At 57.4% G+C, this 13645-nt stretch carries 12 protein-coding genes; 11 read left to right on the top strand and 1 reads right to left on the bottom strand.

Features of this window, described 5'->3' with window-relative positions:
- The first annotated feature begins 71 nt into the window (after window positions 1–71).
- From LKE08_RS29120 to LKE08_RS29070, 11 genes are all read left to right on the top strand, one after another.
- The gene (locus LKE08_RS29120) at window positions 72–287 is read left to right on the top strand and encodes a hypothetical protein (RefSeq protein ID WP_324707801.1); all 216 of its coding nucleotides are present in this window, start codon (window positions 72–74) and stop codon (window positions 285–287) included.
- A gap of 38 nt (window positions 288–325) precedes the next feature.
- Entirely contained in the window at window positions 326–421 is a 96-nt protein-coding gene (locus LKE08_RS29115; RefSeq protein ID WP_006619121.1) for a photosystem II reaction center protein T, read from the top strand.
- A 222-nt stretch (window positions 422–643) separates the two neighbouring features.
- Window positions 644–1207 carry a transcriptional regulator NrdR gene (nrdR, locus tag LKE08_RS29110; RefSeq protein WP_324707800.1) on the top strand — a complete coding sequence of 188 codons (564 nt, stop codon included), beginning with the start codon at window positions 644–646 and terminating at the stop codon, window positions 1205–1207.
- Between the two features lie 787 nt (window positions 1208–1994).
- Complete coding sequence (locus LKE08_RS29105; protein ID WP_324707799.1) at window positions 1995–3098, top strand: 30S ribosomal protein S1; 1104 nt, start codon at window positions 1995–1997, stop codon at window positions 3096–3098.
- 289 nt (window positions 3099–3387) lie between these two features.
- Complete coding sequence (locus tag LKE08_RS29100; protein ID WP_324707798.1) at window positions 3388–4140, top strand: HAD family hydrolase; 753 nt, start codon at window positions 3388–3390, stop codon at window positions 4138–4140.
- A gap of 171 nt (window positions 4141–4311) precedes the next feature.
- Window positions 4312–5571 (top strand): methionine adenosyltransferase, encoded by a 1260-nt coding sequence (metK, locus tag LKE08_RS29095; protein WP_324707797.1) that lies wholly within the window; start codon window positions 4312–4314, stop codon window positions 5569–5571.
- 444 nt (window positions 5572–6015) lie between these two features.
- Window positions 6016–6858 carry a thiazole synthase gene (locus tag LKE08_RS29090; RefSeq protein WP_324707796.1) on the top strand — a complete coding sequence of 281 codons (843 nt, stop codon included), beginning with the start codon at window positions 6016–6018 and terminating at the stop codon, window positions 6856–6858.
- A gap of 152 nt (window positions 6859–7010) precedes the next feature.
- The gene (gene psb34 / locus LKE08_RS29085; protein WP_324707795.1) at window positions 7011–7181 is read left to right on the top strand and encodes a photosystem II assembly protein Psb34; all 171 of its coding nucleotides are present in this window, start codon (window positions 7011–7013) and stop codon (window positions 7179–7181) included.
- 759 nt (window positions 7182–7940) lie between these two features.
- The gene (locus tag LKE08_RS29080) at window positions 7941–9824 is read left to right on the top strand and encodes a tetratricopeptide repeat protein (RefSeq protein WP_324707794.1); all 1884 of its coding nucleotides are present in this window, start codon (window positions 7941–7943) and stop codon (window positions 9822–9824) included.
- Between the two features lie 471 nt (window positions 9825–10295).
- A complete protein-coding gene (locus tag LKE08_RS29075) occupies window positions 10296–10997 on the top strand; it encodes a response regulator transcription factor (protein ID WP_324707793.1) in 702 nt (233 codons plus the stop codon).
- Window positions 10998–11430: 433 nt separating this feature from the next.
- On the top strand, window positions 11431–12126 hold the full coding sequence (locus LKE08_RS29070; RefSeq protein WP_324707792.1) for a response regulator transcription factor: 696 nt from the start codon (window positions 11431–11433) through the stop codon (window positions 12124–12126).
- 15 nt (window positions 12127–12141) lie between these two features.
- Here the strand turns inward: LKE08_RS29070 and hemG are convergent, their stop codons facing one another.
- A complete protein-coding gene (gene hemG, locus LKE08_RS29065) occupies window positions 12142–13587 on the bottom strand; it encodes a protoporphyrinogen oxidase (RefSeq protein WP_324707791.1) in 1446 nt (481 codons plus the stop codon).
- Window positions 13588–13645: the final 58 nt, after the last annotated feature.

Below are 13645 nucleotides of genomic sequence, written 5' to 3'. Positions count from 1 at the left end.
CTAAAGCCGCTTGAGTCGGTTTTCCTCTCCGCGATCAATCACGGAGCTTCCAACCCTCCCAGGAGTTTTACGTGAGAGGGAAAGCGGGAGCAGCCGAGACGGTTTGCGATCGCCCCCTCGACCCCCGCTGTCCTCCTTCCCCCGTGGTGGGAAATGCCCAACCTTCGGACTCGATCCGAACCCTTTGGTATCGACCCCGAACCCCCGGCGGACGGCGGGAGCGAACCGTTCCTTCCCGAATTTCATCGGAATTGTCCCCGGTTGTACGGGTGCGGTATCAAGACTGATAAACTGGTAGTGAACCGGGATCTTAGGAAACTCTGACATGGAAAGTGTTGCGTACATCTTAGTTTTAACGCTGGCTCTCGGCGTCCTGTTTTTTGCCATCGCCTTCCGGGAACCCCCCCGCATCGGCAAATAACTCGCCCGAACAGCTTCATTTTTCGCATCCAATTGGGTGATGGGGACTGCAGGTGAATGCAAAACCGGGAAACGGGAGCGGACGCCAGTGCACCCCCCGATTCTCGACGGCACGCACCCCGACCGTCTTCCCTCCGAGGATGGAGTTCTCATCGCCCCATTGGATCGGGAACGGCCTTCGACCTTCACGAACGGCGAAACCTCAGATCAAAGGACGTCTATCATGCAATGTCCAGTCTGCCAGCACACCAGCAGCCGCGTACTCGAATCGCGCTCGGCGGAGTCGGGCAAAAGTATCCGGCGCCGTCGGGAATGCCTCAAGTGCAAACATCGATTTACCACCTACGAACGCATCGAATTCGTCCCCGTCACCGTGATCAAGCGGGACGGACGGCGGGAATCCTTCGATCGCTCCAAATTGTTGCGGGGTCTGGTGCGGGCCTGTGAAAAGACCGGGATCGCAGCCGCCGACCTGGAAAGCACCATCGAAGACATCGAAGCCGAACTGCAACAGCGATCGCTCCGGGAAATTCCCAGCCGAGAAATCGGCGAACTCGTCCTCGAACGGCTCAAAACCATCAGCGAAGTCGCCTACATCCGCTTCGCCTCCGTCTACCGACAATTTCAGGGCATCCGCGATTTTGTCGAAACCCTCGCCGACCTCAACTCGTCGGACACCGAAGATCGACGCCACGAACCGACCTCCGGCGATCGCCACCCCCGTCAACCCGACACCTCGGACATTCCGCCCGCCCCATCCGAACCCCTCCTGAGTTCTTCCAACTGAAGCGACAACCCGACCTTTTCGCGATCGCACGCCCACAATGTGCTAAAGTATGGCATAATGTATCTGCTATGAGTTAAACTAATAAACATTTAACTCCATACTAGAAAATCGGCTAACATCAAAACCCCCGTCGCACTCAGCCATTGGGGGTTGCGTCTTGTTTTTAGATCGAGTCGATCGGCCTGAATTCTATGGATCGCCGGTTTGCCCTCAAATCCGGGGCAGACGTTAAATCAAAAATGCCTGGGTCGCCGAACTGACTGGAATTCACGTTTTCTCGAACGCGCATCTGGTCACGCGGCTCAGAAGCAAGAAATTCTCAAGGCGACCCGAAACCGTACCCCCGCGAATCCGAACAAGTGCGCGGGGATCGTGTCAAAATGAAAAACGGTGTTAGCTTCGCCCGAGCTTCTCCCACCCTTGGGGAGCTATCCGGGGTAACAAGCTAACAAACCTGCAGTACGAACTCTCGAGAGTGGTACGCTTAAAAAGCCGGATGACAGATTTGCCATCGACCTGGGGAAGACAACACTGACTGACCCGGATGGCGATCGGGAGTCGCACCCAATTGGCGGTACTCTGTCCGGATGAGAAATCATTCTCGCCCCCGGGCGGGAGCGATCCGATCCGACACCCAGATGCCGACAGTTGGGGTGAAATGCCCCGATTTCGGGATTCCGACCGGTCGGACCCGAGTGCCAAGCGCGTCCGTCGCGGATGCCGCAACCGGCTGCCCTCTGTCAACTGTAAAACACAATTAAGGGGAGAAACTCTAGGAAAAACTCGCATGATCAATCAGACAGTCACAAGTAGAGATGTGGGCTTTACCCACGAAGATTTTGCCGCCCTGCTGGATCAGTATGATTATCACTTCAGTCCCGGGGATGTCGTTCCAGGGACGGTTTTCAGCCTGGAACCCCGGGGCGCTCTGATTGATATTGGTGCCAAGACCGCAGCCTACATTCCGCTACAGGAAATGTCCATCAACCGGGTGGAAAGCCCGGACGAGGTATTGCAGTCCAATGAGACCCGGGAGTTTTTTATCCTCACCGACGAGAATGAGGATGGACAGCTCACCTTGTCAATTCGTCGCATCGAATACATGAGGGCCTGGGAGCGGGTTCGCCAACTCCAAGCCGAGGACGCGACGGTTCGTTCCCAAGTTTTCGCGACCAACCGGGGTGGGGCTCTCGTGAGAATCGAAGGATTGCGCGGTTTTATCCCGGGTTCCCACATCAGCACCCGGAAACCGAAGGAAGAATTGGTTTCGGAAGAACTGCCACTCAAATTTTTGGAAGTGGACGAAGATCGAAACCGCCTGGTCCTCAGCCACCGCCGCGCCCTGGTGGAACGGAAGATGAACCGCCTCGAAGTCGGCGAAGTCGTCATGGGTACGGTCCGCGGTATCAAGCCCTACGGTGCCTTCATCGACATCGGCGGCGTCAGCGGTTTGCTTCACATCTCGGAAATTTCCCACGATCACATTGACACGCCCCACAGCGTCTTCAATGTCAACGACGAAGTTAAAGTCATGATCATCGACCTCGACGCCGATCGCGGTCGGATCTCGCTGTCCACCAAGCAATTGGAACCCGAACCGGGCGCGATGGTGAAGAACCCCGATCTGGTGTACGAGAAAGCCGAAGAGATGGCCGCGAAGTTCCGGGAAAAAATGATGGCCGAACAACAGGGAACCTCGGTCGTCGAAACCGAGCCGGAAATGGAGCCGGAAGTGGAACCGGAACCCCAATCTTCTGAGACCGAAGCGGAAGTCGAAACTGTAGATGAGCAACCCGTCGAAGAAACGGCGGTCGCGGGGGAAACCGACGCGGAACCTGAAGCGGACGCTCAGAGCGATTCGGAAGAAGAAGTTACGGTGGCGACCGAATAATCCCGACCGCCGTCGGAGTATCGAGCCAAAAAAAAGAGGGACACCCCTCTTTTTTTTTCAAGTTTGATGAGAAGATCAGTTGAACAGAGCCCCGAGGTGTCCCCGCGATCGCGGGTTGAACCGGGCTTTCCGAGTCCGCTCCGGAACCCCCCGGCATCTCGACTCGAGTTGACCCCGACCCCTTTTCCCAGCCGGCATTTGTCCCGATCTCGGAAACGGCCGGCAGAATTAAGTGGCAGGTGTGCGTCAACCGAAATGGGTGAAATTTCAGAACTGAGGGATCCTTGCTTTGCCCAGCATTCAAATTCAAGATCGGATTTTCGAGGACATCCGAGCCATCATCTTTGACAAAGACGGCACCCTGGAAGACTCCGAAGATGTCTTGAGACAACTCGGCCAGGTGCGATCGCGCCGCATCGATGCCCAAATTCCCGGCATCGGCGACCCCCTGCTCATGGCTTTCGGGATCGGGGGCGACACCCTCGACCCGACGGGGTTGATGGCGGTGGGCACCCGCCAGGAAAACGAAATCGCTGCGGCCGCCTACATCGCCGAAACCGGACGGGGGTGGATCGAATCCCGCGAAATTGCCCGCCGAGCCTTCGAGGAAGCCGACGAGCCGTTCAAAAATCGATCCCCCTCCCCCCTGTTTGTCGGCAGCTTGGAAGTGTTAAAATCCCTTTCGGAAGCCCGTCTAAAACTCGGGATTCTTTCGTCCGCCTCGACCGAACAGGTGCGGGCATTCGTCAGTCACCACCAGTTGGATAACTATTTCGGGTTCGTGCAAGGTGCACACAGCCATTTGAGTAAACCCGATCCGGTTCTATTTCTTCAAGCCTGTCAAACCCTCGGCGTCGAAGCGTCCGCGACGTTGATGGTCGGAGACTCGGCCGCAGATATTGAGATGGCAAAAAATGCCGGAGCCGCAGGCTGCATCGGCATTTGTTGGCGACGACAATCGGCAGATCACTTGCATGCGGCAGATGTCGTGATTTCCCAGATCGACGCCATTCAAATCGTCAATGAACGTCAACTCAACTGAGGCTCCCTTCCCCCAAAACTGGCGGCTGGCCGAACAAATGACCGGTTCCGCCCCCGTCGATCCTTCGTTGAGACCGGGCGAATTCGGAGGAAAAATTTGCTATATTAGACTGAATTCAAGGCTCGACTTGAATTCAGGTATTGAAATCGAAAATTGAACAGGAGGAAAGCATTGTCTCGCCAGTATCTCTTCACATCCGAATCCGTCACGGAAGGTCATCCCGATAAAATCTGCGATCAAATTTCTGATGCCATCCTAGATGCCCTCCTCGCCCAAGATCCGGAAAGCCGCGTGGCCGCGGAAGTGGTCGTCAACACGGGTCTGGTTCTGATCACCGGCGAAATTACCAGCAAAGCCCAGGTCAACTACATCGACCTGGCCCGCCAAAAAATCGCCGAAATTGGCTACGTCCACGCCGAAAACGGCTTTTCCGCCGATAGCTGTTCCGTCCTGGTCGCCCTCGACGAACAGTCCCCGGATATCGCCCAGGGCGTCGATGCGGCCCAGGAAAGCCGCGAAAAACTCAGCGAGGCAGTCCTCGACTCCGTGGGAGCCGGAGATCAGGGCTTGATGTTCGGCTTCGCCTGCGACGAAACCCCCGAATTGATGCCGCTGCCCATCAGTTTGGCCCACCGCATTTCCCGCCAACTGACGGCCGTGCGGAAAGACGGCACCCTGCCCTACCTGCGCCCGGACGGCAAAACCCAAGTTACCATCGCCTACGAAGACGATCGCCCCGTCCGCATCGACACCATTTTGATCTCGACCCAGCACCAGGCCGCCATCGGCGACATCGCCGACCCGAAAGCCGTCCAAGACCGCATTAAAGAAGACCTGCTGGCTAAGGTGGTGGGACCCGCCTTTGAAGGCATCGACATCAAACCGGACGATCAGACCCGGATGTTGGTCAACCCCACGGGCAAATTCGTGGTGGGCGGACCCCAGGGTGACTCCGGCTTGACAGGCCGCAAAATCATCATCGACACCTACGGCGGCTATTCCCGCCACGGGGGCGGCGCGTTCTCCGGCAAAGATCCCACCAAAGTAGACCGCACCGCCGCCTACGCCTGCCGCTACATCGCCAAGAACATCGTCGCGGCCGGGTTGGCCGAAAAGTGCGAGGTTCAGGTCAGCTACGCCATTGGGGTGGCCCGCCCGGTGAGCCTGTTCATCGAAACCTTCGGCACCGCCAAGGTGGACGAAGACAAACTGCTGCAAGTCGTCCGGGACAACTTTGAACTGCGGCCGGCCGGCATGATCCAAGATTTCGACCTGCGGAAGCTTCCCGGCTTGCGGGGCGGACGCTTCTTCCAGGATGTCGCGGCCTACGGCCACATGGGACGTCCCGACCTCGACCTGCCCTGGGAAAAAACCGACAAGGTGGAATTGCTCAAACAAGCCCTGCTGCAACCCCTGTCAACGGTCGGATAGGGGGCGATCGCGCCATCGCCACACCCCGGAGTCAATCTCCGCCGTCGGAGGTTGAGCCGGGAGTCGGAAAGAAAAGTCGGGGCGAGAACCCGTTCTCGCCCCGACCGCCATCTCCCGAGTTGAACCCCCCATTCATTGTTGATTTTCAATTGTCTCGAAAAGACGATTCATCACCTTCTATTAATCCCGAAGGGATTCCGAAATGGAAATTGCACCCGTCGAAAAAGACTTCCGAATTGGAGATCGTTTTTCTCGTCCGGTGCGGCGCGCCGGGGAATGGGAATGGTAAGCTAGAATTGGGTTTTCAACTCGATCGGTGTCCCCACATTTGGGCAGGGCAGCCATCGGCTTGAAATCATCATTTCGACCCGAGAAATCGTCAACCCGATGGCGATCGCTACCGTTCCGGCGGTGCAATGGAAGTGAAGTTAAAGGAACGATGGTATGCAGACTGTTGACAAACCGGCATCCAATCCCGTAGATTCCCCGCTGACGATCGCGGGCCGTCCGTTCAAATCGCGCCTGATGACGGGAACCGGCAAATATCGCAGCTTGGAGGAAATGCGGCGGAGTATCGAGGCCAGCGGCTGCGAGATCGTCACCGTGGCCGTCCGGCGGGTGCAGACCCAAGCCCCCGGACACGAAGGACTCGCCGAGGCGATCGACTGGAATCGCATCTGGATGCTCCCCAATACCGCCGGGTGCCAGACCGCCGAGGAAGCCGTCCGCGTCGCCCGACTGGGCCGGGAAATGGCGAAGTTGTTGGGCCAGGAGGACAATAATTTCGTCAAACTCGAGGTGATTCCCGACCCGAAATATTTGCTGCCCGACCCCGTCGGCACCCTGGAGGCGGCGGAACAACTGGTCAAAGAAGGATTTGCCGTCCTGCCCTACATCAACGCCGACCCGCTCCTGGCCAAACGTCTGGAGGAGCTCGGCTGCGTCACGGTGATGCCCCTCGGGTCCCCCATCGGCTCCGGTCAGGGGATCAAAAATGAGGCCAACATCGAGATCATCATCGACAACGCCCAAGTTCCGGTGGTGGTGGATGCCGGGATCGGCACCCCCAGCGAAGCCGCGGCCGCGATGGAAATGGGGGCCGATGCCCTGTTGATCAACTCGGCGATCGCCCTGGCCAAGCACCCCCCACTGATGGCCCGGGCGATGGGACTGGCCGCAGAGGCCGGACGTCTGGCTCACCTGGCGGGACGCATCCCCGTCAAAACTTACGCGCTCGCCTCCTCCCCCCTCACCGGTACGGTCGGGTCCCCGACCGGATCGAATTGAGATCGATCTCGCAATGGGGGCAGGTACAGCAGTTTCGAGTTCGATTTTTCCCTCCCCCGCCGGAAATCGGCCGAAAATTTCATTAAATCTTTCAAACGGCTGCCAATTTTTGTTAAGATTGATGACGAAAAGAAAATCGGGATCATATACGAATGCCATATACAACTGAAGAGGGCGGACGCTTAAATAACTTTGCGGTGGAACCGAAAGTTTACACGGCCGAGCCTCCGACGAAAAATCAAATTCGCAACTACATCATTCTGGGAGTCGGCGCCGTCGTCTTGGTCGTCGGTCTGTTCGCCGTCGCGATCGGGGTTTCTTAAATTCCATCTCGGAACAGCAGGCACCGCCAAAATCAGTTCGTCCCCCTCCCGTTTCTCAACGTTCGGTACATCGGTAACTAGACAGCGAGTGGCGGGAGTTTTGCATGGCTTTCACCTCCCCAAAAGCCCGAAAAAGCACAAGAGTCGCCCGCCGAGAAAAGATGAGAAAATCTAAAATCTAAAATCTAAAATCTAAAATCTAAAATCTAAAATCCCCACACAGAAAAGCTCGGGAGCTTAGTAGCCCCGCGGCTTTAGCACTGTGCCCAAAAGCGACTCGGCGGCTTGAGTCGCCATCTTCTTTTGGTGTCGGCAGCCTATCAATCCAGTCTTCTATCATCGCCGTCATCGACTTTTCCCGTTCTTTAGAGAGTTTCCTTCGCGGGGAGTAGTCAACCCAATTCACCATCCTGAAAACAGCGTCCCGGCTCGAAGTAGAGAGTGTTGAAGCTCGAAACGCCCAGCATTACCTTTATCCACCCTCTATCGAATGATATAGCGCTGCTAGAAGAGGGTGTGCTCGGTGCTCGGTGCTCGGTGCTCGGTGGAAAATCCCCTTGGAATAAGGGTTTCGAGGTTTTTACCTTTTTCCGGAACTGTAAACACGCGAGCGCGATACCTGCGATATCATGTCCGCTCAAACAGTTATGATTCCTGGGTTTCCCTGCCCTCTTCTGAAGCGGCTTCAAACTTTTGCCGATTGCCTCTTGCCTATGGCCTTTTCTCGAACGATTGTGTAAGTATTCAAACGGACTTGATATGACCGCGACCGACACCGCTTTTTCGGGAATTTCGGACACCAATTCTCGGCGTTATGCCAGCTTGAAGCGGGCTTTGACGCTCGGTTTGCGACAGAAAATTTGGATTGCGGTCTGCGACGACTCCGACCTGCGCCGGGCGATCGCCGACGGCCTCTTCCCCGGCGGAGATCTGCCCCCGGCTGAACTCCGGGTTCCCCCGAACTGGGTGACGCTCGATTTAGACCCGAGCCACCCCGACCCGAACGCCCAAATCCGCCGCTGGAAAACCGGATGCGGGGCCGGCCGGGAAACGCCGCCCGTGGGATTCCAGATTGTGGGGGTCGAACGGCTGACCCGCCAGCCACCCGCCATCCAGCGGTCTTTCCTCGACCGCCTGGGAACCGTGCCCAGCCAACTCGTCGAATTCGACTGCAGCCTCCTGCTGTGGCTCCCCTCCCCCTGGCTGGGCTGCATCCGACAGTCGGCGCCGGAATTTTGGCGGTGGCGGGCCGGCCTGTTCGAGTTCGTCGGCGACCCCACCCCCCCCCGAAACGCGCTGCCGAAGCCGGACAAAGATCCGCCGCACGGGCTGCCCCAACCACCGTCTCCCCCGCCCGAAACCGATCTCAAACAGTGCATCGAACGCGGTCGCCGGTACCGCGATCGCATCTGTGCCGGCACCGCCTCCGCCGCCGACCTGGAAGGGGGAATCCGGGCTTACGAACGGGTCCTCGCCGCCTTGGAAACCGGGGCGAGCGCTGACGTAGACGACCCCGACGCCGGGGGGTGCGATCGCGTCGCCCTTTGGAACGATGTCGGCACCTTTCACCGGATGCGATTTCAACAACTCTTCAAATCCCGAAACGCCGCCCCCGACGCGATTTCTCATTTACAGCAAAGCATCATTTGCTATCAAAAAGCGCTGGCGAAGATCGAACCCGAGACAAGTCCTGCCATCTATGTTAAACTACAGTCGAACCTGGGTGCAGCTCACACCGATTTAGCCACGATCCGAGAACCCGTCGAGAACCTTCAACAGTCCGTCATCGCCTACGAGGAAGCCATCCGCGTCCTCCGTTCCTCTCCCGAGGGAGGAGCGGCCGATCGATTGAATGAAATGGACTCAATTGCCATCCAAAATAATTTGGGAACGGCTCACTGGAATTTGGCCCAATACGTTCGGCCCGTCACCCATCTCAAGGCGGCGATCGCTGCTTATACCGAAGCATTGCTGGGCGAGAGCCCGGATCGGGAGCCGGTGCGCCATGCCATGATTCACGCCAATTTGGGGACCGCCTACTGGAACTTGGCCCAGCATCGCCCCTCCAAACCGTTGCTCCGACGGGCGATTCGCAGCTACCGACGGGCGTTAACCTATCGGACGCCCGCCACGGCTCCCCTCGCCTGCGCGGCCACCCAAAACAATCTCGGCACGGCCTGCTGGCATCTGGCCCTCTCCCTCGACCGACCCGAAGACCGCATGAAATTCCTACAGGAGGCGATCGCTGCTTATGAAACCGCACTGACCCTGGCCCGCCAACTCAGCCCAGCCGAGTTGACCTTCGATGCCCTCGCGACTCACAATAACTTAGGACTAGCTCACTACCGTCTGGCGACCGACCGGGCGAACCCCCTGACGCAAGCCGACCGGGTTTCCCATCTCGACAGGGCGCTCCACCATCACGCGATCGCGGGTTGGCTCGAACCCTCTCCCCCGGGAAGTGGCAATCCCGAACCCCCGGAAATAACGCACCGTCCGGACTCCGAACGCCATCGGGTCGCCTTCGACCATCTGATCCGAACCCTGCGGGCTTTCTACGAGGCGTCGGGTTGGCAAGGCCAAAACCGAGCCCTTTCGAGAATCCCCGGCTACCTGCTCCCGGAAATCTGGCGCGCTCTGTAATACAATACAACTCAATTGCCCTTTTGTGAGATTGGAACTTCATCTTTTTCTCCTTGGGTCTGAAACCCCGTCCTTGGAGGATGGCTTGACATTTTTCTGGTAGAATGAGGCGTACCGAAGGCGAAAACCAAGCCTTCGATACTTGCACATAGAAAACTCGGGTTAGGGGGTTCCGTACAGAAATGCTTGTACGGTCAAACTTAGAGCACCGAGTACAAAGTCTTTTAAGGCTCCGTACCGCAGGACTTGCGGGCTCGGGACTCTGCAAGGAGTCGAAAGTCTGTGGACATGACGTAAGACGGGGACATAACTGACTTGTGTTGGTGGTGTACGCAGACGTGGACGAAGCTCCAAACCCAGATTGCGAGGTTTGGGAATCACCGTCCGTTTACGGCGGTGAGGATGTCAATTTCGCATTAACATAGAAGTGGCTAGTCACCCTTGCCCCATCCTCAGCTAAACCTTGTGGTTATGGCCTCTGAAAAAATTCTTGTGGTTGATGACGACCCGGCAATCCGAAATTTAATTTCTCGCTATCTGACCCAGCAGAACTATGAAGTCGAGTCGGCTAAAGATGGCGAGACGGCGTTGGAGCGCTTCGAGCAGTTCAATCCGGACCTCGTGGTGCTCGATGTCAACTTGCCCGACACGACGGGTTTTCACCTTTGCCAAGAAATGCAGAGTCGGACTCACGTCTTTGTCTTGCTGCTCACCAGCCTGACGGGAGAGGAGGATAAAATTAAGGGGTTTGATAAAGGGGCGGATGACTACATCACCAAACCCTTCGGTCTAGCCGAACTCGGTGCCCGGGTGCGGGCGATTTTGAAGCGCCAGCGTTCCGTCGAAGATAACGAACAGCGCAGCTTGACCTACGGAGATATCGTCATCGACCCGGCCCGGCGGGAAGTCTACGTCAGCGATCGCCTCGTCTCCCTCAGCGCCCTGGAATTTGACCTGCTCTACTGTCTGGCGAGAAAACCCGGCCGGGCCTGGCGTCGGTCTGAACTGCTGCAAGAAGTGTGGGATTACGACTACGAAGGCGAACAGCGGGTCGTTGATGTCCATATCGGCCAGATCCGCAAAAAGATCGAACCCGACACGGACAAACCCACCCTGATCAAAACCATCCGGGGCGTGGGATATATGTTCGACCGCCGCGCCCCAGATCGGTGAATTAATTGATAATTGACAATTGATAATTGATAATTGGTAATTCTCAATTTGTGCCGGCATCTTGGAGTTGGGAATGGATGGGATGGGTCTATTTCCGCGATCGCCAGACCCCATCTCCGACAGCCACCCCGTCGATAGAGTGGCCGCACAGGTACAGACCTCTGAGCGATGGCAACCCCCCTCGGTGAGTCAATTGATAATTGATAATTGATAATTGATAATTCTCAATTTTTGCCGGCATCTTGGAGTTAGGAATCAATGCGATCGGCCCACTTCCGCGATCGGTGCCGGCTATCTCCGACGGCTACCCCGTCGATCAGAGTCGATCCTACAATACAACTCGATCGCCCTTTTGTTAGATTGGAACTTCATTTTCGCATAACATAGAAGTAGCCAGTCGCCCCTGCCCCATCCTCAACTCAACCTTACGGTTATGGCCTCTGAAAAGATTCTTGTCGTTGATGACGACCCGGCAATCCTAAATTTAGTTTCTCGCTATCTGACCCACCAGGACTTTGAAGTTGAGTCAGCTAAAGATGGCGAGACGGCATTGGAACGCTTCGAGCAATTCAATCCGGATCTGGTGGTTCTGGATATCAACTTGCCCGATACGACGGGTCTCAAGCTCTGTCCGGAAATGCAGAGTCGGACTGGCGTCTTAGTCTTGATGCTCACCAGCGAAGCCAACCTGGAAGCTCCGGGACTCATAGGAGGGGCGGATGACTTCATTTCCAAACCCTTCAAACTGGAAATACTCGATGCCCGGGTGCGGACGCTCTTGAAGCGCCAGCGTTCCGTCGGAGATATCGAACAGCGCAGCTTGACTTACGGAGATCTCGTCATCAACCCGGCCCGCCGGGAAGTCTACGTCAGCGATCGCCTCGTTTCCCTCAGCGCCCTGGAATTTGACCTGCTCTACTGTCTAGCCAAGAAACCCGGCCGGGTTTGGAGTCGGGAAGAAATTCTCAAAGAAGTTTGGGAGGTATCGTACATCGGCGAACAGCGGGTCGTGGACGTCCACATCGGTCAAATCCGCAAAAAGATCGAACCCGACAAGGACAAACCCGCCCTGATCAAAACCATCCGGGGCGTGGGATATATGTTCGACCGCCGCGATCAGGACCCGTGAATTAATTGATCATTCTCAAGTTTTTCCGGCATCTTGGAGTTGGGAATGGATGCGATCGCCCCACTCCCGCGATCGCCGCACGCAATCTCCCACGGCCACCCCGTCGATATAATTGCTGCACAGGTACAGGCCCGGCAGCGATCGCAATCCCGCTTCGATCCGATCCAGGCGATCCTGGTGGCCGAGGGTGTATTGGGGAATCGCCCGCCGCCACAAATGAACCGCGAGCACTTTCGGAGAAACGTCCTCGGCGAGAAAAATCTGGCGCAGGTCCCGGTGCACGGCTGCCACAATTTGCTCTTCGTCCATTTCGCCGATTTCCGGGTCCGTGGCACCGCCGATGTAGTTGCTGAGAACCTGCCAGCCTTCGGGGGCGCGGCCCGGGAACAAACTCGACGTCCAGATCGTTCCCAGCGTCCGGATGCCCTGATTTCGGGGGATCAAGTTTCCAAAGCCCCGCAGGTCGCCCTTCAAAGCCGATTTGGGATAGGCCAGCACCACGCAGGCGACGGGGGGATAGGGAATTTCCGCCAGGGCTTCGGCCATTTGGGATTGTAGCGGTTTCAACAGACGGGCGCTGACGTGGGCGGGGGTCATCAATGCCAGAGTCCGCGCCTCCAACTGACGATCGCCCTCCGGTGTGGAAAATTCTGCGATATAAGTTTGATTTTCGCTGGGGTAGAAGCGATCAAGGGTCCAATTCAACCGAATTCGATCGCCCAACTGAGTCGCCAGGGTTTCGGGCAAAACCTGCAACCCGCCGCGGAACGACCCCAACTCCCCGGGCCGCGTTTTGGGGATGCGGGGGTCCGGGGCCGGTCGCTTTTGCTTTCCGCGAGACAAGATCGCCCCGGCCAGCAAGCCGCCCCCCAGGGCTTCCATTTTGACGACCCGGGCGAAGGCGGAGCGGGCGGCCAACCGATCCGGGTCGCCGGCGTACACCCCCGACACGAACGGTTGCACCAGACGCCGCCGGACTTCGGAACCCAGGTGGCGATCGAAAAATTGGGTGACGGTTTCCTCTCCGTCCTGGCGGGAAAAATGGCTCCCCACCGGTGGCGGGACGAACCCCAGCACCCCCACGAGCGCCCGCAGCTTGCCCGTCAGACTCAGCAGTTGGGAACTCACCAGGGCGGGCGGACTCATCGGCACCGGATGCAACCGACGGTTCCAGTAGACGTACCGGGGCAACTGGCGATCGGCCAAAATCAATTCCTCTTTCAACCCGACATCGACCGCCAATTCGAGTAACTCGGGGGTGGGGGCGAAACTGTTCGGGCCTTCCTCCCACAAAAACTCACCTTGAGAGCCCGTCGTGATGTTTCCTCCCACCCGGTTTTGACTTTCTGTCACCATCACCTCGGGGGGGGAGGTGCCGTTGGTTTTGCGGAGAAGGGCGTGGGCCAAACTCAGGCCGCTAATACCGGCGCCGACGATTAGGGTATCGAGTACGTTTGTCATAGAGGAATCGGTCGAAAAGTTGGGAATTGGACAGCAAGCCGGGGAGTCCGACAAATGG

The organism is Lyngbya sp. CCY1209 (assembly GCF_035615495.1).
Taxonomy (GTDB): Bacteria; Cyanobacteriota; Cyanobacteriia; order Cyanobacteriales; family Microcoleaceae; genus Limnospira.
Note: the sequence above shows the minus strand (reverse complement) of the source record. Positions and strands in the feature narration are given on the sequence as shown.